Consider the following 22,507-nt stretch of genomic DNA (forward strand, 5'->3'; position numbering starts at 1 on the left):
CAATGGGCGGGGCCCCGAAGATCGCGCACCGTGTCGCGCATGACCCCAGCCTCCGGCTCCCCTTGGGGCGTACGGGACTTCCGTACGCTCTTCGCGGCGAGCGCCCTCAGCCACCTCGGCACCAACGTCGGCTACGTGGCGATCCCCCTGCTCGCCGTCACCGTCCTCGACGCGGGGCCCGGCCAGGCGGGCGTCCTCGCCGCGCTGTCCACCGCCGCTTTCCTGCTCATCGGGCTGCCCGCCGGGGCGTGGGTGGACCGGCTCCCGCCGCGCCGCGTCCTGGTGGCCGCCGACGCCGCCCGCGCCGTGCTGCTCGCCTCCGTCCCCGTCGCCTGGTGGCTCGACGCGCTGTCCCTGTCGCAGCTGTACGCCGTCGTGCTCCTCAACGGCTGCGCCACCGTGTTCTTCGACGTGGGCTCGCAGAGCGTGCTGCCCGAACTGGTCGGCCGCGACCGCCTCGTCCCGGCGAACACCGCCGTGGTGAGCCTCATGGCGGGCGCCAACATCGCGGGCCGGGGCGCGGGCGGCTTCCTGGTGCAGCTCGCCACCGCCCCGCTGGCGGTCGCGGGCGGCGCGGTCGCCTACCTCGCCTCCGCCGCGGGCCTCACCGGCATCGGCCGACGGCGGCGGGCCCCGGCACCCACGGCCGCCCGGCGGCGCCTGCGGGCCGAGATCGGGGAAGGCCTGCGCCACGTCCTCGGCAACCGCGAGCTGCGCGCCCTCGCCCTCACCGGCGCGCTCGGCAACCTCGGCTCGCACCTGGTCAACGTCATGCTGCCCGTCCTCTTCACCCGCGAACTCGGCCTGCCCGCCGGGGCGCTCGGCCTCTACTGGGCGATCGGCGGCCTGGGCCTGCTGCTCGGCGCCGCCTGCGCCCGCCGCCTGGCGGCCCGGCTCGGGTACGGCCGCGCCCTGGCGCGCACCGGGCTGTGGTGTGCGCCCGCCGGGCTCACCGTGGGCCTGGTGGGCGACGGGCCCTGGTTCTGGGTGGCGTGCGCCGGCTGGCTGACGGTCACCGCGAAGACGGGCCTCGACAACGTCCTGGGCGTCACGCTCCGCCAGCACCTCACGCCGGACCCGCTCCTCGGCCGCATGAACGCCACCTTCCGCTTCCTGCTCACCGGGGCGCTCGCCGTCGGCGCGGCCCTCGCCGGGGCCATCGGCGAACTCGCGGGCGTGCGGGTGGCGGTGTGGACGGGCGCGGTGTGCTTGGCGTGCGCGTTCCTGCCGGTCTGCAGCTCACCCCTGCGCACCCTGCGAGAACTCCCCAAGGCACCGGCCCCGCCCCGGCCTTCGGCACCGACAGAGGCCTCGCCCGCCCCCGGCAACCGGCCCTGACGGCGGCCGCTCCTCACCTCGGGGGCACGGGCGCGCTCACAGCCAGCGCCGCGCCGCCTCGACCGTGTCGCCGCCGTTGCTGTTGAACGCGATGGCGGCCTGCGGCGCATGACGGCGGGTCAGGTTCACGATCTGCTCGAAGAGCGGAAGCAACTGCTCGGTCTTGCGGATCCCGCCGCCGACGACCACGACGTCCCACGGCCGCGCGGTCAGGGACGCCACCAGGGTGGGCTCGGCCGACTGGTCGTGCACGACCACCGTCATGGCCGCCTCGATGTCCAGCTCGGCGAACCGGTTCAGCTGCGCGTCGAGCACCGCGTGCACGGCTGCCGCGTCGACGCCGGGAATCGCCTGGGGGTCGTAGCCGACCACGAGTACGCAAGACATGTGATCAATCTACCGAGCCGGTCAGGACGTGATCCGTCGGGTGGCCGACCGGACCCCCGCCGCCCGGTGCGCTCGGGGACGGCGCCCGCCGGGCCCACCGCACGGCGAGCGGCGCCGCGAGGCCCGTCACGGCGAACAGCGCGCCCAGCACGTACCAGCCGGGGCGGCCCCACGTGATGCACAGGGAGATGAGCAGGGTCGGTCCGAGGGCTTCGGCGAGGCCCGCGCCCAGGCCGAAGACGCCGAGGTACTGGCCGGTGGCGTGGGGCGGGGCGAGGGCGAAGGACACCTCGAACCCGGCTGCCGCGTGCCACAGTTCGCCGACGGCGTGCACCACCACGGCGGTCACGAGCAACGCCACGGCGGCCCGGGCGGGCACCCCCGAGGACAGCGAGATCAAGGAGCAGGAGCCCAGGAAGGCCACGCCGGAGCGGCGGTAGGCGCGCCCGCCCGCGCCGGGGGAGTCGACGCCGCGGCTGGCGCGCACCTGGAACGCGACGACGATGAGGGTGTTGACGAGCATGGTGACCGACACCAGCGAGAGCGGCGCCGCGGTGGCCTCGGCCAGCCAGAGCGGCAGGGCCACGGTGAGCACTTTGAACTGGATGGCCATGACGCCGTCGAGGGCGGTCAGGACGAGGTAGGGCCGGTCGCGCAGGGCCGCCCCGCGCGGCCCTGGCGCGGCGGGTGCGGGCGCGACCGGCGGCAGCGGGAGCAGGACCGCGGCGGAGGCGGCGAACGCGAGCGCGTTGCCGACGACGAGGAGGTGGTAGGCGGTGAGCGTGCCCACCTGGACGGCCACGCCCGCGAGCAGCGCGCCGAGGGAGATGCCCACGTTCGTCACGGCCCGCAGATAGGCGCGGAACTCCTGCGGCCGGTCCCCGCCGTAGTGGCGGACGAGCGGGCTGCGCGCCGCCACCCCCGCGGCCTTGGCGCCGGTGGCCGTGCACACTGCGAGGACGAACGGCCAGAAGCTGTCGGCGAGGACGAAACCCGCCGTGGCCAGCGCCTGCACGACGAGCGTGCCGACGTACACGCCGCGCGCCCCGCGGCGGTCCGCGAGGTGGCCGACGGCGACGCCCGCGGCCAGTGAGACGAGCCCGGCGATGCCGAGGCCGAGCCCCACCTGGCCCGTCGGCAGGGCCACCGCCTGGGTGAAGTACAGCACTCCCGCGGTCAAGTACAGCCCGCTGCCGAGGGTGTTGACGAAGTTGGACAGGGCCAGGACCCGCTGCGGTCCGGCGGCGGGCAGCACCTTGGTGAGCATGCCGGGGGTCACCTCGCTCCCGGGCGGCCGAGCGGCGGCCGTGCCGCGGCCCCGCGGCGTTCTTTCTTGCGCTGCATGACGACCACGGTGCTGTAATAGCCTTATGCAGCTCAACCCTTACGGTATGGACGCGGTGAAGCTGGCGGCGGACCTCGCGAACCGGCGCCCGGCCGACGCCGATGAGCTCGCGGCCCGCTGCCGCGCCGCCGGACTCCTTCTGGAACACCCCGCCGTGCCCGAGGACGTGGACCGCGTACGGGTCGCGCTCGACGCCTGGGAGCGGGTCGTCGACGCCGCCGACGAGCGCGAACGCGCCGCCCGGCTCAACGAGATGCTGGCGGCGAGCACCGCCCACCCGCGCCTGACCGACCACGCGGGTGACGGCTGGCACCTGCACTACCGCGACGACACCCGGTCGCTCGGCTCGCTGCTGTACGCGCTGTTCTCCGTCGGCACGGCGCTGCACCTCGTGGGCCGCGGTATGCACCGCCTCCGGCGCTGCGCCGTCACCGAGTGCACCACGATCTTCGCCGACACCTCCCGCACCGGGCGGCAGCGCTACTGCTCCCACCCGTGCGCCAACCGGGACGCGGTGCGCCGCCACCGCGCCCGGGCCGCGCGCGGACGTCCGGCCGGTGCGCGGGGCGGGGCACCGGCGCCGCTCGCCGCTGACGGGCCGGTCAGTCGGCGAGCCGCTCCTCGATGAGCGCCTTGAAGTCCGCGTACGAGGCGGGCGTCGGGATCACCGCGCCGTCGACGACGAACGTCGGGGTGCCGCGCGCGCCGAGGCCGAGCCCGTCGCGCTGGTCGGCCTGGACGCGCCCCGCCGTGTCCGGATCGGCGAGCGCCGCGTCGAACTTGCCCATGTCCAGGCCGAGCTGCTCGGCGTAGCCGCGGAACACGTCCTGCTTCCAGTCCTGCGACTCGCCCCACTCCTTCTGGGTGGTGAAGAGCTTGCTGTACATCTCCTCGAACTTGCCCTGCCGTGCGGCGGCCTCAGCGGCGCGGGCGGCCAGCTCGCCGTTGCGGTGGCCGGGCATGGGGAAGTAGCGGGCGACGAAGGTGACCCGGTCGCCGTACTCCTCGCGGAGCTTCTCCACGACCGGGTACATCGCGCCGCACCCCTCGCACTCGAAGTCGAGGAACTCGACGACGGTCAGCTCGCTCTTCTTCGGGTCGGTCAGACGGTGGCTGTCCGCGCGCACGGGCTGTGCGTCCGCGGCGGGCTGGACATCCGTGCCGCCCCCTCCGCGGTCGTCGGGGGAGACCAGCAGGGCGGTGCCGAGGACCGCGGCGAGGACGGCCGCGATCACGGCGGTGACGATCAGGTTGCGCTTGAGCTTGTTCATGGTTCCTTGGTGCGGGGAGTGCGTCGGGTGGTCACGCGGGCGGGAGGCGTCCTCACGCCGCCTTGCCGCCGGTGCAGGCGGCACCCGGCTCCGGGGTCTGCGCGCCCTGCACGTACGTGTCGAAGAACGCGCTCACCCGTGGATCGGAGGCGGACGTCACGTTCAGCTGCTTGCCCCACGCGGACAGGGTCAGGGGCGCGGACTGGTCGGCGTACGGACTCATCAACGAGTACGGGGTCTTCTCCACCCTGGCCTTGAGGGCGCGCACGTCGGAGGCGGCGGCCTTGTCGCTGTAGGTGACCCAGACCGCGCCGTGCTCCAGGGAGTGCACCGCGTTGGTCTCGTCGATCTCCTTGTCGTACAGGTCGCCGTCGCAGTTCATCCAGACGGGGTTGTGGTCACCGCCCGTCGCCGGGGACGACTTGTAGGCGACGGGTGTGGTGACGTGGTTGCGGCCCAGGTCCTCGAAGGACCTCACCCCCTTGATCGGGGCGGCCGCCGCGCGGTCCCGCTGCTCGTCCCGCGTCGCGGAGCGGTCCACGAGGTACCAGCTGCCCGCGGTCACCCCGATGACGACGACACCGCTGCACGCCCAGGTGGCGATGCGGTGGCGGCGCCGGCGCGCCTCCTCGGCGCGGCGCAGCTCCTCGATCTTCGCGCGGCGGTCGGCGCGCTTCTGCTTGGCTCCTGCGGAACCCATGGCATGTCCTTGTCCCCGCCGCACGAAGGCGTGCGGCAGTGCGTTGCGACTGGTCGGCGGCCTGCGCGCCGACGGTCGTGGCGGCAGGGGGAAGCGGCGGGCACGGCCGTACGGCGACGGGCGCCGGGCCGTACGGGGCCGCTCCTAGGTCCGCTGGACCTGCAACTGATGGATGCCGGGGGCGGGGGCGGGATCGGCCGGTGCCCCGCGCGCGGCCGTGGACTCCGCCGCCGCCCAGGGGGCCGCGGTCACGTCCGCCGACAGCGGCACCGGCACCGGCGCGGGGGAGCTGGTGGCGACGGTGGCCCGGGAGACCGGGCGGCAGTGCGCGTCGCCGGGTCCGTGCTCCGTGTCCGGGCAAGCATGTCCGCGTCCGGATAGAACGTTCGTACTGGTCGCGAGAGAGGTCGTCCCGCTCGCCTGGGGCGCGGCAGAGACGACCGGCGCGGGCGCCGGCCCGTTCGAGGCGTGGCCGCACACCGGGAGCATCCACACCAGCACGGCGAACAGGGCCGCGCAGCGCAGCGCGAGCAACGGCGCGACGCGTCCCGCCGCGCTCCTGGTGCCCTGCCGCCGCTTGCTCATCGCGGAGATCGTAGCCAAGGCACTCCCGGGCCCGGGAGAGGGGCCGTGCTAGCGCGGCCGGTGACGCAGGTCACAGGTGGCTGGTGTCACGCTCGCGGCCCGGGCCGTGTCCCATGGGCGCCCGCAACGAGAGGAGCATCGCCGTGAAGGCCATGATCGTTTGTGTGTCCGTGTCGCACGGCAATACGAGGAAGGTCGCCGACGTCATGGGGCGCGCCCTGGGCGCCCCCGTCGTCGCCCCCGAAGAGGTCGACGCCGCGGAACTGGCCACGTGCGACCTCGTGGGCTTCGGCTCGGGGGTCTACTCGATGGCCCTCCATCCACGGCTGCGTGAGCTGGCCGCGTCCCTCCCGCCCGGGGAGCGCCGCAGCGCGTTCGTGTTCGCCACCAGCGGGCTTCCCGAGGCGCCGTTCCGGCCCTTCACCCGGCCCCTCGTGCGGCTCCTGGAGCGGCGGGACTTCGACGTGGTCGGCACCTTCTCCTGCCGGGCCTGGGACACCTGGGGCCTCTTCAAGCCCGTCGGCGGCATCCGGAAGGGACGGCCCGACGCGGCCGACCTGGAAGCGGCGCGCGCGTTCGCCACGGGCCTGCCGGCGCGGATGGGCGAGACGTCGGCGCGGGGCCCGCGGAAGGCGTAGCCCCTGTCGCGGACTTTGCCGTTCCTTTACAGTGGCGGGAGAAGCGAGCGCCGCGCCGGCGCTCGCCGACCTTGATCTGCCTCCACGTCACCAGAAGGAGCCACGGACCCGCGATGGGTGAGCCTCCCAGTACCAGCCGTGCCATTCCCCGCCCGCAGCCAGAGGCCGAGGGATCGGGGGTGGCACGGTGACCGAGGTCCTGCTGCTGCTCCTGGCCCTGCTCCTCACGCTCGCCTGTGCCGTGTTCGTGGCCGCCGAGTTCTCGCTGACCACCGTCGAGCGCGGCGACCTGGAACAGGCCGCCGCGGCCGGGGAGCGGGGCGCGCGGGGCGCCCTGAAGGCGGCACGGAGCCTGACCTTCCAGCTCTCCGGCGCCCAGCTCGGCATCACCGTCACCTCCCTGGTGATCGGCATGCTCGCCGAGCCGTCCCTCGCCGCGCTGCTGCGCGGACCGCTCGAGGGAGCGGGCCTCGGCGGGGCCGCCCCGGCCGTGGCGACCGTCCTCGGGGTCGTGCTGTCCACCGTGGTCCTGATGGTCATCGGCGAGCTCGTGCCGAAGAACTGGGCGATCTCGCGGCCGCTGGCCGTCGCCAAGGTGGTGGCCGATCCGCAGCGCGGCTTCACCGCGGCGTTCGGGCCCTTCATCCGGCATCTGAACGACACCGCGAACCGGTTCGTCCGCCGCGTCGGCCTGGAGCCCGCCGAGGAGCTGGCCTCCGCCCGCACCCCGGACGAACTCGTCGCCCTGGCCCGGCACTCGGCCGCCGAGGGCGCCATCGAGCCCGACTCCGCCGAACTGTTCGTCCGCACCCTGCACCTGAGCGAGCTGACCGCCGAGAACGTGATGACCCCGCGCGTGGACGTCCGCGCCCTGGAGGTCCACGCCACCGCGCAGGACGCGGCGAACCTCACCCACGCCACCGGCCTGTCCCGCTTCCCCGTCTACCGCGACAGCCTCGACGAGGTCGTCGGCAGCGTCCACATCCGCGACGTCCTCGCCCTCGACCCGGACGAGCGGCGGCTCACCCCGGTCACCGACCTGGCGACCGAGCCGCTCCTGGTGCCCGACAGCCTGCCCGCCGACCGGCTCCTGGAGCGCCTGCGGGCGACCCGGACCATGGCCGTCGTCATCGACGAGTACGGCGGCACCGCCGGGGTCGCCACCGTCGAGGACATCGTCGAGGAGGTCGTGGGCGAGGTCCGCGACGAGCACGATCCCGTGGAGGTCCCCGACCTGGTGCCCGCGGCGCCCGACCGGGACGGCCGGGCCGCGTGGGAGGCCGACGGCGGCGTCCGCATCGACCAGCTCGACGCCATCGGCCTGCCCGCGCCCGACGGCCCGTACGAGACCCTCGCGGGACTGATCGCGACCCGCCTCGCCCGCATCCCCGCCCAGGAGGACGGCGTCGACGTCGACGGGTGGCGGCTCACCGTCCTCGCGGTCGACCACCACCGCGCCGACCGCGTCCTCATCCTCGCGCCCGCCGCGCACAAGGTCATGGAGGACGCCCGATGACCACCGTGCAGCTCCTCATCGGCGCCCTGACCCTGCTGACCAACGCCTTCTTCGTCGGCGCCGAGTTCGCCCTGATCTCCGTGCGCCGCAGCCAGATCGAGCCCCGCGCCCAGGAGGGCAACCGCCGGGCCCGCGCCACGCTGTGGGGCATCGAGCACATCTCCGCGCTGATGGCCACCGCCCAGCTCGGCATCACCGTCTCCTCCCTGGTGCTCGGCGCCGTCGCCGAACCCGCCATCGCCCATCTCCTGGAGCCCGCCTTCGAGGCGGCCCGCGTCCCCGGCGCGCTCGTCCACCCCATCGCCTTCGTCATCGCCCTGACCGTGGCGACGTATCTGCACATGCTGATCGGCGAGATGGTCCCCAAGAACATCGCGCTCGCCGCGCCCGTCCCGACCGCACTGCTCCTCGGCCCGCCCCTGGTCGCGCTCACCCGCGCCCTGCGCCCCCTGGTCTTCGGCATCAACGCGTTCGCCAACGGCCTGCTGAAGCTCCTGCGGGTGGAGCCGAAGGACGAGGTCGAGGCCGTCTTCACCGACGACCAACTCGCCCGCATGGTCTTGGACTCCAGCCAGGCGGGCCTCCTCTCGGCCGCCGACGGCGAACGGCTGCGGGACGCCCTGGGGCTGGGCACGCGCCCGGTCGGCGAGATCCTCGTCCCGGTCGCGCGCATGCGCACCGTCGACGACACCGTCACCCCGGCCCGCCTCCAACGGGTGGCCGCCGAGGCCGGCTTCTCCCGCTTCCCGGTCACCGGCGCGGGCGGCGCCCTGCTCGGCTATCTGCACATCAAGGACACCCTCGGCACCGCCGACCGCGACCGGCCCTTCGCCCGGGGCGCACTGCACCCGCTGACGCGGGTCAGCATCGACACCCCGCTCGACGACACCCTCACCGCGCTGCGCGCCATGGACAGCCATCTGGCCGCCGTCACCGGCGACAAGGGCACCGTCATCGGATTCGTCACGATGGAGGACGTCCTGTCCGAACTCGTCGGCCCGGATCCCGTGGTCCCTGCCGACGTGTGAGCGGTGGGTCACACGTGCGAGGGTTGAACGGGCCACAACGGGAGTGGGAAGGTGCTGGGGATGTCCAGCGCCTCCCCCACCCCCACAGTTGACGTAGGACGCGCGTGCAGTCTCCCGGGTTCCCTCGGGAGGGCCCGTGACTGACACGCTGCGTCTGCCCCGCGTCCCGGAACGCACGCGTACGCCGGACCGCCCCACCCCGCCGCAACCCCAGGTCAGACCGGCGGCCGTCCCCAAGCGGGACTCCTTCTTCGACAACGCCAAGTACCTGGCGATCGTCCTGGTGGCGATGGGCCACGCCTGGGAGCCGCTGCGTGACGACAGCCGCGCCGCGGCGGCGCTCTACATCACCGTCTACGCCTTCCACATGCCCGCGTTCATCGTCATCTCCGGCTACTTCTCCCGGAGTTTCGACGCGAGCCCGGGCCGCCTGCGCCGCCTGGTGACGGGCATCGCCGTCCCGTACGTCCTCTTCGAGGCGGCGTACACGCTGTTCAAGCGCTGGGCGGACGACGACCCGACGTACCCCGTCAGCCTGCTCGACCCCTGGTACCTGACGTGGTTCCTGGCCGCCCTGTTCATCTGGCGCCTGACCACCCCGGTGTGGAAGATCGTGCGCTGGCCCGTCCCGCTCGCGCTCGCCATCGCGGTGCTCGCCTCCGCGTCGCCCGAGATCGGCGACGACCTGGACCTCCAACGGGTCCTGCAGTTCCTGCCGTTCTTCGTCCTCGGCCTGTGCCTGAAGCCGGAGCACTTCCGCATCGTGCGCCGCCGCGAGGCCCGCGTCCTGGCCGTCCCCGTCTTCGCCGCGGCCCTGCTGTTCGCCTACTGGGCGGCGCCGCGCATGAACGCGGCCTGGTTCTACCGCCGCGACAGCGCCCAGGAACTGGCCGCCCCCGGCTGGGCCGGCGGCGTCATGACCCTGGCGATGTTCGGCTGCTCCCTGCTCCTGGTCGCCTGCTTCTTCGCCTGGGTGCCGGGCCGCAGGCTGTGGTTCACCGCGCTCGGCGCGGGCACCCTGTACGGCTACCTCCTGCACGGCTTCCTCGCCAAGGGCTCCCGGTTCTGGGACTGGTACGACCACGACTGGATCCATCGGCCGCTCGGCGCGGTCGCCGTCACCCTGTTCGCCGCCACCGTCGTCACCCTGCTGTGCACCCCGCCCGTGCAGCGCCTGTTCCGCTTCGCGATGGAACCGAAGATGGCGTGGGCCTTCAAGGAGACCCGGCGCGGCAAGGGCCGCCACGCGGGCCCCGCCAGAAGGGCCCGGCAGCCCGGCTGACGGAAAACCGGTTGCCCCCGGGCGGCGGCGGTGGATCAATGTCCGGCAGCCACCGTCACACGGGGAGACACCGACGCATGAGTACGCCACCATCAGCCCCTGGAGCGGGCCGCGCTGACGGCCCGTCCGTCCGGATCGGCGCCCTCGCTCCGCTCACCCGGCCCGGCTGGGCCGAGGCGGGCCGCCATCTGCTCGCCGGACTGGAACTCGCCGTCCGCGACGTCAACGAGGCCGACGGGATCGGCGGACGGCCGCTGGAGCTGGTGGTCCGGGACACCGCCGCCGATCCCCAGCGGGCCGCGGCGGCCGTGGACGAGCTGGCCGGTCTGGGCGTGGCCGCCGTGGCGGGGGAGTACCACAGCGTCGTCGCCCGCTCCGCCGCCGCCCGGGCCGACGCCCTCGGCCTGCCGTTCCTCTGCTCGTCGGCGGTGCTCGACGCGCTCATCGACCAGCCGACCGACTGGGTCGCGCGCATCGCCCCGGCGCAGTCCCACGGCTGGCGGACCTACGCGGACTTCCTCCTCGCCGCGGGCCACCGCCGCATCGCCGTGGCGGTGCGGGCGAACGTCTACTGGGCCTCCGGGATCCGCGTCCTGCGGGACCACCTCGCTCCGCGCGGCGGCACCGTCATCGAGCTCGACATGGGCGCGCTCACCCCCGAAGCGGTGTGCGACGCGCTCGTGGACCAGCGCGCGACGGCGCTGCTGCTCCTCGTCAGCCACCCGGAGCCCGCCGTGCCGCTCGTACGGTCCGTACGCCGCGACCGGCGCCTCGCCGAGATCCTGATCGGCGCCCCGGCGGGCCAGCCCGAGCTCCCCGAATGGGGGTCCCTGCTGGGCGCCGACGGCACCGGGATCCCGTTCCTGCGGTATCTGCCCGACAGCCTCGGCCCCCTCGGTGGCCGCGTCGAGAAGGCCCTGCGCGAGCAGCTGGGCGTGACGCCCTCCTTCGTCGGCTTCGAGGGCTACGACACGATCGCCGTCCTCGCCGACGTGCTGCGCTCGCACGGCACGGACCGGGCGAGCGTCGCCGCGTCCTGGCCGCACGTCGACGTCGAAGGCACCCGCGGGCGCATCCGCTTCTCCCGCACGCCGGGCATCGGCGTCTGGCAGTGGTCCTGGCCACCGGTCCGCGTCGTCGACCGTGACCCGGCGTCCGTGGACCGCTTCCGGATCCGGCACCGCGGGTGAGCGCGCGGGAGCTCCGGGGGCGGGCTCCGCGCGGTGAGCGGGCTGTTACCGAGCGTAGGTGCGGATGCGGTAGCGCAGGCCCGTCGTGGAGGTCTGCCAGCCCTTGTCCTCGGTGACGCTCCACGTCGGACCCGGGGCCGGGGCGTAGGTGTCGCCGGCCACCGTCGTGTCGACCTCCGTCACCGAGAGCGTCGTGGCGGATTCCAGGGCCGCCCGGTAGATCTCCCCGCCGCCGATGACCCATGCCGCAGTGGGGGCCACGGAGTCCAGCGGCTCGGCCGCGCGCTCCAGGGCCTCGGCGACGGACCCGGCGCGGTCCGCGCCCTCGGCGGCCCAGTGCGGATCGCGCGTCACCACGACGTTGCGCCTGCCGGGCAGCGGGCGGAAGCGCGGCGGCAGCGAGTCCCACGTCTTGCGGCCCATCACCACGGGATGACCGAGCGTGGTGGCCTTGAAGTGCGCCATGTCCTCGGGCAGGCGCCACGGAATGGCGTTGTCCGCGCCGATCACGCCCTCGCGGCTCTGGGCCCAGATCAGCCCGACGCGCATGCCGCCCGCTCCGACGCTCATACGGCGACCGGAGCCTTGATGGCCGGGTGGTGCTGGTAGTCGAGCACCTCCACGTCGGCGTAGGCGTAGTCGAAGAGCGAGTCGGCCTGCCGCAGCCGCAGCCGGGGGAACGCGAACGGGGTGCGCGAGAGCTGCTCGGTCACCTGCTCCACGTGGTTGTCGTAGATGTGGCAGTCGCCGCCGGTCCAGATGAAGTCACCCGGTTCGAGGCCGACCTGCTGCGCCACCATGTGCGTGAGCAGGGCGTAGCTGGCGATGTTGAACGGGACGCCGAGGAACAGGTCCGCGCTGCGCTGGTACAGCTGGCAGGAGAGCTTGCCGTCGGCGACGTAGAACTGGAAGAAGGCGTGGCACGGGGCGAGGGCCATCTTGTCGAGCTCCGCCACGTTCCACGCGGAGACGATCATCCGGCGGGAGTCCGGGTCCCGGCGCAGCGTGTCGAGGACCTCGCTGATCTGGTCGATGTGCCTGCCGTCCGGCGTGGGCCAGGAGCGCCACTGGACGCCGTACACCGGGCCGAGCTCGCCGTTCGGACCGGCCCACTCGTCCCAGATCGTGACCTTGTGATCCTGCAGCCAGCCGACGTTCGAGTCGCCGCGCAGGAACCACAGCAGCTCGTACACGATGGAGCGCAGGTGCACCTTCTTGGTGGTGACCAGCGGGAACCCCTGCGAGAGGTCGTAGCGCAGTTGGTGCCCGAAGACACTTCGGGTGCCCGTGCCCGTCCGGTCGGCCTTCGCCGTCCCGGAGGTGAGCACTAGCCGCAACAGGTCTTCGTACTGGGTGTCCGCCACAGCCGAGAAGTCTACTGGCCTGCGGGGCGAGCTCGACGACCACGCCCCGGGGGCGCCGCCCCGCGTCGGCGACGGCCCGTCGGAGGGCTTCTCCCGCAGGCCCTCGGGTCAGGGGTCGCAGATCGACTTCCCCTGCTGGTCCGGCTGCCCGCTCGGGGAGTGGATCACGGGTGGGCGCGGGCCGCCCCGGTCTCATGCGAAGGGGATCCGTACGACGGACTGGTTGCCGGTGCCCAGGGTGCTCGGGCCGTTGCCGATCGCGTTCCAGACCTCGACCCGCACGGTGCCGCCGCGCATCGGGCCGTGCTCGCCCGTGGTGGCTTTCAGGCCCTGGCCCTCGGTGTAGTGCTCGTAGCCCGGCACCGGGTCCGTGGCGAAGTAGCGGTAGGTCTCCGTGCGGTCCCAGGAGCCGTCGCCCGTGCGGTCGTAGCTCACCCGGACCTGCTGGCCGTTGGCCACCGTGGAGCCCGCGTCGACGAGCAGGTCGAACCGGGTCGGGCCGCCGTCGTAGGTGCCGTTCACGCCGGTCGCCGTGAACGTCTGCGGGGCGTGCGGGGTGCCGTCGTGGTTGGCGCCGCCCGCCGTCGCGAGGGTCGCGGCGGAGGCGGTGCCGGTGGCCTCGCCGAGCGTGCCGCCGGGGCGCAGGTGCAGCGTGGACGGCGTGCCGGGGTCGCCGCCTCCGGTGCCGCGCGTCCACACCGCCACGTAGTCCACGAGCATGGACCGGCCCGGCACCGTCGCCGCGACCGGGGTGGCGCGGCCCGCGACGCCGTCGGGGAAGCCGCCGCCCATCGCGACGTTGAGCAGGATGAAGTACCCGGCGTGGCCGGTCATGTCGCTCCACGCCCCGGCGCCCACGCGGTTCTGGTCGACGCTGTGGAACAGCTGTCCGTCGACGTACCAGCGCAGCACGTTCGGGCTCGCGGAGCGGTCCCACTCGAAGCGGTACGTGTGGAACGCGGACTGGCAGGAGGTGCCCGGGCAGGCGCGGCTCGCGCCGATGCCGTTGGTCTCGCCGCAGGGGCCGCCCGGGTTCACGCCGCAGTGCAGGACGCCCCACACGGAGTCGATCCCGTTCACGTTCTCCATCACGTCGAACTCGCCGATGGACGGCCAGTTCCAGTAGTTGCCCCGGTAGGGCGCGCCGAGCGCCCAGAAGGCGGGCCAGTAGCCGAGGGCCTGCTCGCCGGTGACGTTCGGCATGCGGATGCGGCTCTCGATGGCGAGCGTGCCGCCCGCCGGGGCCTTGAAGTCGGCGCGCCGCGTCTCGACGCGGCCGGACGTCCAGGCGCCCGCGCCGTCGCGCAGCGGGGTGATGCGGAGGTTGCCGCCGCCGTCGAGGGCCAGGTTGTCGGGGGACGAGGTGTAGTTCTGGACCTCGCCGGTGCCCCAGTTCGCCGGGCCGCCGGGGTAGTTGCGGCCGGTGTCGATCTGCCAGTTCGCGGCGGAGGGCAGCGACCGCGCGGGCCCTTCGAAGTCGTCGCTCCACTGGAGGGTCCAGCCCGGGGCCGGGGGCACGTCGGCGCCCGCCGTGCCGGGGGCGAGCAGCGGGGCGCTCAGCGCGAGGGCGGCGAGCCCGGTGAGCAGGGCGGTGCGGAGCGGGGTGCGCGGGAGGCAGCGGAAGGGGGCGCGTCTTGCTCGCATGGGGCACCTCGGGGGTGGAGTGCGGCCGGTTCTGAGAGCGCTCTCAGATTTGTTTAGTTGTGGGCATGCCGTGCGTCAATGGGGTGCGTGCGTCAACTTCCCGAAGGCGTACGGAAGTCGGAGTGCGGGTGGCTGTGCGCGGACATCGAGAAGGGGGTGTTCTCCCGCCCCTGGCGGTGAAGGTGTGACGGTTCCATAACCGTAGTCGTTAGTGTTTTGGTGCGGGGGTGGATTCCCGCGAAGTGCCCCTGGGGTGCCGGACACGTACCCTGGGCGGCGTTGACGTGTACTTGAGAGGATGAAACACATGGCTAGGGCTACCGCGCGGCACATCTTGGTCAAGACCGAGGCCGAGGCCTTGCAGCTGAAGGAGCAGATCGCGGGCGGTGCGGACTTCGCCGAGCTGGCGAAGAAGCACTCCTCGTGCCCCTCGTCGCGCGACGGCGGGAACCTCGGCTCGTTCGGCCCGGGCCAGATGGTGCCCGAGTTCGACCAGGTCGTCTTCTCGGCCCCGGTCGGCGAGGTCCAGGGTCCGGTGAAGACCCAGTTCGGCATGCACCTCGTCGAGGTCACGAGCCGCCAGGACTGAAGCGGTGGACCGGGCCGCGCCGTCGCGGCGCGGCCCGGTCGGCAGGCCCCCTCGTCGAGGGGGCCTGCGCCGTTTCCGGACGCCTCGGGCTGCTCCCGGGCGGGACGCGGCGCGCGCGACGCGCGCGGTCCGGGCCCGGCGGCGAACCCGGCGACTGCTCACCCGCCGGTCTGTGCCGTCGTCGCGGGCAGTTCCACGGTGACGCGGATGCCGCCGCCAGGGCGCGGGGCGAGGGTGAGCGCGCCGTCGTGGGCGTGCGCGATGGTCTTGACGATCGCCAGGCCGAGGCCGACGCCCGCGTGGTCGGTGTGGACGCGCTCGGTGCCGCGCTGGAACGGTTCGGTGAGGGTCGAGGCCAGCTCCGGGGTGACCGGCTCGCCGGTGTTCTCGACGGTGAGGGTGACCGTCTCGGGGCGGACGGCGGTGCGGACCCGGACGGTGCCCCTCTCGGGCAGGTTGTGGACGATCGCGTTGTGCACGAGGTTCGTGGCCAGCTGGAGCAGGAGCACGGGTGAGCCGACGGTGGGGGCGATGTCCCCCTCGGTCTCCAGGGTGACTCGGTGCTTCTCCGCGAGGGGGAGCAGCGTTTCGGTGGCTTCCTCCGCCACCAGGGACAGGTCGACGCGTTGCCGGGCGAAGGACCGCTGCTCGATCTGGCTGATCATGAGCAGTGCTTCGGTGAGGTCGATCGCCCGGGTGTTCACGGCGTGCAGGCGGTCGATGAGTTCGCCGGTGTCGCGGTCCGGGTCGGCGCGGGCCACTTCGAGGAGCGCCTTGGAGATCGCCAGCGGCGTGCGCAACTCGTGCGAGGCGTTGGCCGCGAACCTCCGCTGCTCGGCGACGTGGGCTTCGAGTCGTACGAGCATCGTGTCGAAGGCGTCGGCGAGTTCGCGGAACTCGTCGTTGCGGCCCGGCAGCCGGACGCGGTGCGAGAGCGATCCGCTCGTGGCCATGCGGGCGGCCTCCGTGACGCGGGTCAGGGGCGCGAGCATGCGACCGGCGAGGAACCACCCGCCGACGAGGCCGAACACCAGCAGGAACGCCAGTACGGCGGCCGCCCTCGGAGCGAAGACCTCCAGCAGGGCGGACCGGACGGGGAAGACACCGCCCTCGGGCCTGTCGTCGGGGTCGTAGAGCTTCGCGCGGTTGGGAACGTACCTCAGGAGGAACACCCACACCGCCGCCATCAGCAGGGCGCCGGCCAGCATGAGGAACCCGGCGTAGCTGAGGGTGAGCTTGACGCGCACGCTCACACCGGGCCGCCTATCCACGGTCCCGCTCCTCGCGCCGGATGCCGGGTGCGGCGTCGATGCGGTAGCCGACGCCCGGCACGGTGGCGATGATCCAGGGTTCGCCGAGCCGCTTGCGCAGCGCCGAGACGGTGATGCGCACGGCGTTGGTGAACGGGTCGGCGTGCGCGTCCCACGCCCGCTCCAGGAGCTGCTCGGCGCTGACGACACCGCCTTCGGCGGCGACGAGGACGTCCAGGACGGCGAACTGCTTCCTGGTCAGCGCGACGAAGCGGCCGTCGCGGTAGACCTCCCTGCGGAACGGGTCGAGGCGCAGTCCCGCGATCTCCCGCACGGGCGGCCTGCTGTGGGCGCGTCTGCGGTCGAGCGCCCGCAACCTGAGGGCCAGCTCCCGTAACGCGAAGGGCTTCGTGAGGTAGTCGTCGGCGCCGAGTTCGAAGCCGGAGGCCTTGTCGTCGAGCCGGTCGGCCGCGGTGAGCATGAGGATCGGCATCCCGCTGCCGGAGGCGACGATGCGCCGGGCGACCTCGTCGCCGGACGGCCCGGGGATGTCGCGGTCGAGGACGGCGATGTCGTAGGCGTTGACGCTCAGCAGTTCCAGGGCGGTGTCGCCGTCCCCCGCGATGTCGGCCGCGATCGCCTCCAGACGCAGGCCGTCACGGATGGCTTCCGCCAGATAGGGCTCGTCTTCGACGATCAGCACACGCATGCGTCCACGCTACGAGCCGGCGCATGTCGTCGGCGTATCGAAATCCGCATACGGGCCCACAACACCGCACTGCCTTGACTGACGGCATGAATCGGACAACACCCACCGCACGAACACCGAGCCGCCGCACGCCCCTTCTCGCCGTCGCGGGCCTGGCCGTCGTCATCACAGCGATCACCGTGATCCTCTCCTCCTGGTTGCCCGAGTCCTCGACGGCGTCGAACGCGACGGCGCACGTCTCCCGCCCGGGGCACCACGGCGCGCCCGGCACGGCCGACGGCGTCGTCCCCGACGGCGTGACGGTCTTCGACGAGGCGACTCCGGCCGTGACCCGCCTCGATCCGGAGCTGCTCAAGGCGCTGCGCCGGGCCGCGACGGCCGCCGCGGACAACGGGGTCGTGTTCCACGTCAACAGCGGCTGGCGCTCCCCGGCGTACCAGAACCGGCTCCTCCGCGAGGCGGTCGCCGAGTACGGGTCCGAGAAGGAGGCCGCCCGCTGGGTGGCCACGCCGGAGACGTCCCCGCACGTGTCGGGCGACGCGGTCGACATCGGGGGCTCCGCCGCGACGGCGTGGCTGTCCGAGCACGGCGCCGAACACGGGCTGTGCCAGATCTACGAGAACGAACCCTGGCACTACGAACTGCGCCCCGAAGCCACCGATCACGGCTGCCCGCGCAGGTACGCCGACCCCACCCAGGACCCGAGGACGCGGCAGTGACCGGTACGGAACGAGGACTGACGATGGCGCAGACGCAGACGGCGGGCCCTGCGGAGGCGGCGGGCCCGACGGACAGGGAGGCCGCGGCGGACCCGACGGACATGGAGGTCGCGGCGGGCGCGGCGGATGCGGTCGGGGCCGGTCAAGGAGGCCGCGGCCGTCGCCGTGCCCCCGGCCCGGGCGCCCTGCACGCGCGCATCCGCCGCACGCTCCGCATCGCCCTGCGCCCGGACCCCTGGAAACGCGGCCTCGTGCTCGCGGCGTCGGCCCTGCTGCTCGGCCTGCTCATGCTGCTGCACGCGCGGATCACCGACCAGGGCGGGATCGGCAGCCTGGTGGAGACCTTCCTGCCGTGGTTCGGCCTGTTCGTCCCGGTGCTCCTCGCCGGGGCGCTGTGGCGGCGCTCCGCCTCTGCGGTGGTGGCCCTCGTGCTGCCGGTCGCGGTGTGGCTGAACCTCTTCGGCGGGCTGCTCGTCGACAAGTCCCGCCCCGGCGGCGACCTCACCCTGGCCACCCACAACGTCGGTGCCGACAACCCCGACCCGGCGGGCGCCGCCCGCGACCTGGCCGCCTCCGGCGCGGACGTGCTGGCCCTCGAGGAGATCACCCCGCAGGCGAAGCCGGTGTACGAGAAGGAACTGGCCGAGGCGTACCCGCACCACACAGTGCGGGGCACGGTCGGCCTGTGGAGCAGGCTGCCGCTGTCGGACACCCGGCCGGTCGACATCCAGCAGGACGTCGGGCCGCTGGCGGACACCAAGCCGGTCACGGCGGTGGCGGCCGACGGCCGGGCGCTGCGCGCCACGGTGGCCACGGACCAGGGGCCCCTCGCCGTGTACGTGGCCCACCTGGGGTCCGTACGCGTGTACTCGGGCGGCTTCACGACGGGCAGCCGGGACCGCAACGCGCGGGCGCTCGGCGCGGCCGTCGCCGCCGAGCCGAACAAGCGGATGGTGCTGCTCGGCGACCTGAACGGCACCGTGGACGACCGCGCGCTCGACGGCGTCACCTCGCGGCTGCGCTCGGCCCAGGACGCGGCGGGCGACGGCTTCGGCTTCACCTGGCCGACGGAGTTCCCGCTGGCGCGCATCGACCACGTCCTGGTCCGCGGCGTCACGCCGGTCAGCGCCTGGGTGCTGCCCGCCACCGGCAGCGACCACCGGCCGGTGGCGGCGGCCATCAGCTGGTGAACACGGCGGGAGCGACGGCGAAGGCCCGAGGCATTCGGCCCGCCCGACGAGCCGGACGAAACCGCCTAGGCGTGCTGCCACCCGGCGGTGCTGGAGTACGAGTCCAGCAGGTCCACCACGAAGACCAGGGTCGAGCCTGCCGGGATCAACGACGAGGGCGACTGATTGCCGTAGCCGAGACGCGGGGGAACGATGATCTCGCGCCGGCCGCCGACCCTCATCCCCCTCACCCCCCGGTCCCAGCCCTTGATGACCCTGCCGCTGCCCAGGGCGAACTTGAACGGCTGGCCCCGGTCCCAGGAGGCGTCGAACTCCTTCCCGGACGCGAAGGTCACCCCGACGTAGTGGACCCTGACCACCATGCCCGGCTTCACCTCGGGGCCTTCCCCGACGACCAGGTCCCGGACGGTCAGCTCGGTGGGAGCGTCCCCCTCCGGAACGTGGACCTCAGGTTTCGTCCGTTCACTCATGGCAGCCTCATCACTCTCTGTCGATAACTCTGCACCGGCCGGCCGGGCACGTGGGCGCCCCGTGCGGCAGATGTGGTCACGCTACCGAGCATGCCGATTCCCCCTATGACCGAAACGACTCCTCTCACATGTCATGTGACGCATGGAACGCATTGACCCCTCGGCGTTGTCGCGGTTGCATGCTGGGGGCCCTCCGGTGGGGAGCCGGGGGCGAGACCTTCCTGACTGGGGGAAAAATGAGGGGAAGCACGGACCGGAGCACCATCAGACGCGTGCGGGGCGTGTTAGGCGCGGCCCTCGTGGCGTGCGCGCTCACCACGGCTCTGCCCACAGCCGCCTCGGCCGAGTCCACCGGCGTCGCGCGGGGGAGCGGAGCCGGTGTCCAGAGGATCAGTGTCGCGGCCGACGGCACGCAGTTCGACGTCGATTCCACCGGGGGCGCGATCACGACCGACGGGCGCCGCACCGTCTTCTCGTCGGCTGACAGGGTGTACCTGCGCGACGAGCCCTCGGGGCAGCTCAAGCAGGTGGGCAGCTACCCGATCGCCTCCCCCGCGCTCAGCGGTGACGGGGAGTACGCCGCGTATGGGGTGCGGTTGTTCAGGGACACCAAGATCAAGCTGGCGCAGTGGACCGCGGGCAGTTCGATCGGCCTCGACTGCGATGCCCTCAACTGCAGTCAGCCGTCGGTGAGCGGGGACGGCCGCTACGTCGCCAACGTCGCCACCATCGGCAGGCCCTCGTCCAGCCAGCGCATCGACGTATGGGACTGGCACGCGCGCACCAAGCAGGAACTCGCCTGGTTCGCCCACACCGCGCCGTCCCGGCCGTCCATCAGTGGTGACGGCCGCTACGTCGCCTACCAGGACGGCGAGGCCAAGGACGTCTTCCTGTGGGACCGGGACTACGGCTCCACCTCCGGCCCGATCGAGGGCCCCGTCAAGGAAGCGACCATCGTCCAGCTCAGCGAGGACGGCAGCAAGGTCGTCTACCTCTCGGGCTCCGACACCTACGTCCACGACGTGGGCTCGGGCACCGCCCGACGCGTGCCGGACGTCAAGGGCCTGGCCATCGACCCCACCGGCACCTACCTGCTGTACGCCCCGAACGACCCGACCGGACCGTCGCTCGTGCTGCGCGACCTGCGCACGGGCACCGACGAGGTCGTCGCCGACCGGCCCGCCACGGCCGGGGTCGACGCGGTCAGTGCCGGTGGGCGCGACGTGGTCTTCCAGTCCACGGCCGACGACCTCGTGCCCGGTGACACCAACGGCAAGTCGGACGTGTTCGTCCGTCGCTTCTCCTGATCACTCCCGCTGTCGCGCTCTGCGGCTGCCGCGCCGCCCTCGTGCCCGGGTGAGAGCGGTGCGGCAGCCGCGTGCGCGTTCAGGCCGCGGCGCGGAAGACGTACGCCGTCATCGGGGCGGTGACCGGCCCCGGGCCGAGGCGGGCCGTCATCTCCTCGATGACCGTCGCCCGGACGGCCGGGCCGCCACCGCGCTCCTCGACGGCAGCGCGCACCGGCGTCCCGGTGAGGTACCCGGTGGCCAGGTCGGCGGTCGACGCGGCCCGGCCCCGAAGCGTCAGCTCCTGCTCGTCCTCGACGGTGAACCCGGCGGCCGCCAGATCGGCGGCCACGGCGGCGGGGTCGGCGTAGCCGTGCGGAACCGTCGGGAAGAACCGCGGTGGGTCGGCCGGAAAGGCCCGCTCGAGTCCGGCCTGTAGCGCGACTTCGAAGGCGTGCGTGCGGAGCGGGCCCCAGGTGTTGAACAGGAACCGGCCGCCTGGGGCCAGGACCCGCCGGACCTCGGTGAACGCCGCGACGTGGTCGGCGAAGAACATCACGCCGAACTGGCAGACCACCAGGTCGAAGCCCCCGTCCGGGAACGGCAGCCGCTGCGCGTCGGCCTGCCGCCACACCGCGCCCGGGGCCCGTGCCGACCCGAAAGCCACCATGGCCTCGTTGAGGTCGGTGGCCGTCACTGCGGCCGACGGCAGTGCCGCGAGCAGATGCGAGGTCAACACACCCGTCCCGGCGGCCAGTTCCAGAACGCGCCGCGGGCGAAGAGCCGCCGCCCTCACGGTCAGGTCCTCGGCGAAGGGCCGGAAGACCACCGGCACAAGGTACTGCTCATAGGCCGCCGACATGGACTCGGACCACCGCCGACCTGCATTGATTCCCGTCACCCTCCTGACGGTAGCGCGGCGCCCGGACCCCTGGTGGACATCGCCCGCCTGTTGCTTCTCGTGTCTCATGACTTCGCCCCGAGGCCGGTGCGGCCGGACCGGCGACCGGCCTCGGAGGCGATGCGATGGCGGGGGAGCCTCAGCTCGTCGTCCAGTGGCGGAGCTTGTCCAGTGACGGAGCTTCTCGGGATTGCGTACGACCCAGATGTGCTTGATCCGGTCGCCCGTCACCTCGAAGGCGAACACCGTCACGATGGCGCCGTCCTGCTCGGCCACCACGCCGGGTCGGCCGTTGACCGTACGTTCCAGGAACGTCATGGTGTCGGGTCTTCGGCGGGCGATCTCGGCCCAGGCGCGCGCGATCCGCTCACCGCCTTCGAGGGGACGCAGGAAGGTGGTGGCCAGGCCGCCACCGTCGGCGACGGCTGTGGCGTCGGGGTCGAGCAGACCGATCAGGGCGTCGATGTCCTTGGCCTCCCAGGCCCGCTTGAAGTCCCTGACGACGACCGCCTGTTGGACTGCCGACGTCGCGGTGGCGGCAGGGCGCGCGGTCCGGATGCGGCGGCGGGCGGAAGAGGCCAGCTGGCGGCATGCGGCGGGCGTGCGCCCGACGATCTCGGCCACTTCCGCGAAGGAGTGGCAGAAGACGTCGTGCAGGATGAACGCGACGCGTTCGGCCGGGGTCATCGATTCCAGCACGACCAGGAAGGCCAGGTCGACCGACTCGTCCAGGGTGATCCGGTCGGCCGGGTCGACAGCCGCGCCGCTCGGCCGTCCGCTGATCCACTCCGTGTGCCCCGGCAGCGGTTCGGGGATCCAATCGCCCACGTAGGTCTCGCGCCTGGCCCGTGCCGAGCCGAGCAGGTTGAGGCAGATCCGGCTGGCGACCGTCGTCATCCAGGCGCCGGGGGCCTCGATGGCGTCCTGCTGGTTCCGGGGCATGGCGTACCAGCGGGTGTAGGTCTCCTGGACGGCGTCCTCGGCCTCGGCCAGGGAACCCAGCATCCGGTAGGCGAGGTTGATCAGGCGGCGCCGCTCGCTCATGACCGCGGCCGGGGCCGGATCGGCTCGGTCGCATCCGGGGCCGGATCGGTTGCTCATGGTG

At 73.2% G+C, this 22,507-nt stretch carries 23 protein-coding genes and 1 pseudogene; 11 read left to right on the forward strand and 13 right to left on the reverse strand.

Going from position 1 to position 22,507, the window contains the following annotated elements; all coding sequences use genetic code 11:
- Positions 1-39 precede the first annotated feature (39 nt).
- Positions 40-1,338 (forward strand): MFS transporter, encoded by a 1,299-nt coding sequence (locus tag AC5WAM_RS36660; protein WP_495520175.1) that lies wholly within the window; start codon positions 40-42, stop codon positions 1,336-1,338.
- 36 nt (positions 1,339-1,374) lie between these two features.
- Here the strand turns inward: AC5WAM_RS36660 and AC5WAM_RS36665 are convergent, their stop codons facing one another.
- Both AC5WAM_RS36665 and AC5WAM_RS36670 read right to left on the reverse strand, forming a co-directional pair.
- Positions 1,375-1,725, reverse strand: a complete 351-nt coding sequence (locus AC5WAM_RS36665; RefSeq protein WP_495520176.1) for a hypothetical protein — start codon at positions 1,723-1,725, stop codon at positions 1,375-1,377.
- A gap of 4 nt (positions 1,726-1,729) precedes the next feature.
- A complete protein-coding gene (locus AC5WAM_RS36670; RefSeq protein ID WP_495520177.1) occupies positions 1,730-2,992 on the reverse strand; it encodes an MFS transporter in 1,263 nt (420 codons plus the stop codon).
- 103 nt (positions 2,993-3,095) lie between these two features.
- Here AC5WAM_RS36670 and AC5WAM_RS36675 point away from each other — a divergent pair, with 103 nt between their 5' ends.
- A complete protein-coding gene (locus AC5WAM_RS36675; RefSeq protein WP_495520178.1) occupies positions 3,096-3,698 on the forward strand; it encodes a CGNR zinc finger domain-containing protein in 603 nt (200 codons plus the stop codon).
- Here the strand turns inward: AC5WAM_RS36675 and AC5WAM_RS36680 are convergent.
- The 3 genes from AC5WAM_RS36680 to AC5WAM_RS36690 form a co-directional block, all read right to left on the reverse strand.
- Positions 3,673-4,341, reverse strand: coding sequence for a DsbA family protein (locus tag AC5WAM_RS36680; RefSeq protein WP_495520179.1), 669 nt, complete (start codon positions 4,339-4,341; stop codon positions 3,673-3,675). The two genes, AC5WAM_RS36675 and AC5WAM_RS36680, sit on opposite strands and share 26 nt — an antisense overlap.
- Positions 4,342-4,393: 52 nt before the next feature.
- Positions 4,394-5,041, reverse strand: a complete 648-nt coding sequence (locus AC5WAM_RS36685) for a thioredoxin-like domain-containing protein (RefSeq protein ID WP_495520180.1) — start codon at positions 5,039-5,041, stop codon at positions 4,394-4,396.
- A 144-nt stretch (positions 5,042-5,185) separates the two neighbouring features.
- A complete protein-coding gene (locus tag AC5WAM_RS36690; RefSeq protein WP_495520181.1) occupies positions 5,186-5,626 on the reverse strand; it encodes a hypothetical protein in 441 nt (146 codons plus the stop codon).
- Between the two features lie 152 nt (positions 5,627-5,778).
- Between AC5WAM_RS36690 and AC5WAM_RS36695 the strand changes: the two genes are divergently transcribed.
- The 5 genes from AC5WAM_RS36695 (at position 5,779) to AC5WAM_RS36715 (ending at position 11,280) form a co-directional block, all read left to right on the forward strand.
- A complete protein-coding gene (locus AC5WAM_RS36695; protein WP_495523724.1) occupies positions 5,779-6,264 on the forward strand; it encodes a flavodoxin family protein in 486 nt (161 codons plus the stop codon).
- Positions 6,265-6,451: 187 nt separating this feature from the next.
- On the forward strand, positions 6,452-7,780 hold the full coding sequence (locus AC5WAM_RS36700; protein ID WP_495520182.1) for a hemolysin family protein: 1,329 nt from the start codon (positions 6,452-6,454) through the stop codon (positions 7,778-7,780).
- Complete coding sequence (locus AC5WAM_RS36705; RefSeq protein ID WP_495520183.1) at positions 7,777-8,808, forward strand: hemolysin family protein; 1,032 nt, start codon at positions 7,777-7,779, stop codon at positions 8,806-8,808. Before AC5WAM_RS36700 ends, AC5WAM_RS36705 begins: the two co-directional genes overlap by 4 nt.
- Positions 8,809-8,944: 136 nt before the next feature.
- Positions 8,945-10,090, forward strand: a complete 1,146-nt coding sequence (locus tag AC5WAM_RS36710; protein ID WP_495520184.1) for an acyltransferase family protein — start codon at positions 8,945-8,947, stop codon at positions 10,088-10,090.
- Between the two features lie 77 nt (positions 10,091-10,167).
- Positions 10,168-11,280, forward strand: coding sequence for an ABC transporter substrate-binding protein (locus tag AC5WAM_RS36715; protein WP_495520185.1), 1,113 nt, complete (start codon positions 10,168-10,170; stop codon positions 11,278-11,280).
- 45 nt (positions 11,281-11,325) lie between these two features.
- Here AC5WAM_RS36715 and AC5WAM_RS36720 read toward each other — a convergent pair whose 3' ends face one another.
- From AC5WAM_RS36720 to AC5WAM_RS36730, 3 genes are all read right to left on the reverse strand, one after another.
- Entirely contained in the window at positions 11,326-11,829 is a 504-nt protein-coding gene (locus AC5WAM_RS36720; protein ID WP_495523725.1) for a dihydrofolate reductase, read from the reverse strand.
- A gap of 17 nt (positions 11,830-11,846) precedes the next feature.
- Positions 11,847-12,644 carry a thymidylate synthase gene (locus tag AC5WAM_RS36725; RefSeq protein ID WP_366794949.1) on the reverse strand — a complete coding sequence of 266 codons (798 nt, stop codon included), beginning with the start codon at positions 12,642-12,644 and terminating at the stop codon, positions 11,847-11,849.
- A gap of 192 nt (positions 12,645-12,836) precedes the next feature.
- Positions 12,837-14,288, reverse strand: coding sequence for a glycoside hydrolase family 16 protein (locus AC5WAM_RS36730; protein ID WP_495520186.1), 1,452 nt, complete (start codon positions 14,286-14,288; stop codon positions 12,837-12,839).
- A 307-nt stretch (positions 14,289-14,595) separates the two neighbouring features.
- On the opposite strand from AC5WAM_RS36730, the gene AC5WAM_RS36735 reads away from it, so the two are divergent.
- On the forward strand, positions 14,596-14,877 hold the full coding sequence (locus tag AC5WAM_RS36735; RefSeq protein WP_242714899.1) for a peptidylprolyl isomerase: 282 nt from the start codon (positions 14,596-14,598) through the stop codon (positions 14,875-14,877).
- Between the two features lie 158 nt (positions 14,878-15,035).
- Here the strand turns inward: AC5WAM_RS36735 and AC5WAM_RS36740 are convergent, their stop codons facing one another.
- Together AC5WAM_RS36740 and AC5WAM_RS36745 are read right to left on the reverse strand one after the other, a co-directional pair.
- Positions 15,036-16,130: a sensor histidine kinase gene (locus tag AC5WAM_RS36740; RefSeq protein ID WP_366794977.1), complete on the reverse strand. Its 1,095-nt coding sequence runs from the start codon at positions 16,128-16,130 to the stop codon at positions 15,036-15,038.
- Between the two features lie 10 nt (positions 16,131-16,140).
- Entirely contained in the window at positions 16,141-16,836 is a 696-nt protein-coding gene (locus tag AC5WAM_RS36745) for a response regulator transcription factor (protein ID WP_366794951.1), read from the reverse strand.
- 86 nt (positions 16,837-16,922) lie between these two features.
- Between AC5WAM_RS36745 and AC5WAM_RS36750 the strand changes: the two genes are divergently transcribed.
- Positions 16,923-17,555 carry a M15 family metallopeptidase gene (locus AC5WAM_RS36750; RefSeq protein ID WP_495520187.1) on the forward strand — a complete coding sequence of 211 codons (633 nt, stop codon included), beginning with the start codon at positions 16,923-16,925 and terminating at the stop codon, positions 17,553-17,555.
- A 23-nt stretch (positions 17,556-17,578) separates the two neighbouring features.
- Complete coding sequence (locus tag AC5WAM_RS36755; RefSeq protein ID WP_495520188.1) at positions 17,579-18,745, forward strand: endonuclease/exonuclease/phosphatase family protein; 1,167 nt, start codon at positions 17,579-17,581, stop codon at positions 18,743-18,745.
- A 65-nt stretch (positions 18,746-18,810) separates the two neighbouring features.
- Here the strand turns inward: AC5WAM_RS36755 and AC5WAM_RS36760 are convergent, their stop codons facing one another.
- Positions 18,811-19,215, reverse strand: a complete 405-nt coding sequence (locus tag AC5WAM_RS36760; protein ID WP_366794954.1) for an FKBP-type peptidyl-prolyl cis-trans isomerase — start codon at positions 19,213-19,215, stop codon at positions 18,811-18,813.
- 272 nt (positions 19,216-19,487) lie between these two features.
- Between AC5WAM_RS36760 and AC5WAM_RS36765 the strand changes: the two genes are divergently transcribed.
- Positions 19,488-20,522, forward strand: coding sequence for a WD40 repeat domain-containing protein (locus tag AC5WAM_RS36765; protein ID WP_495520189.1), 1,035 nt, complete (start codon positions 19,488-19,490; stop codon positions 20,520-20,522).
- Between the two features lie 79 nt (positions 20,523-20,601).
- On the opposite strand, the gene AC5WAM_RS36770 is transcribed toward AC5WAM_RS36765, so the two are convergent.
- Both AC5WAM_RS36770 and sigJ read right to left on the reverse strand, forming a co-directional pair.
- Positions 20,602-21,471, reverse strand: coding sequence for a class I SAM-dependent methyltransferase (locus AC5WAM_RS36770; RefSeq protein ID WP_495523726.1), 870 nt, complete (start codon positions 21,469-21,471; stop codon positions 20,602-20,604).
- Between the two features lie 93 nt (positions 21,472-21,564).
- Positions 21,565-22,503 (reverse strand): annotated as a pseudogene (gene sigJ / locus AC5WAM_RS36775) (RNA polymerase sigma factor SigJ); the annotation flags it as partial.
- Positions 22,504-22,507 lie beyond the last annotated feature (4 nt).

The sequence above is a fragment of the Streptomyces sp. JLYT201 genome, from assembly GCF_059448825.1.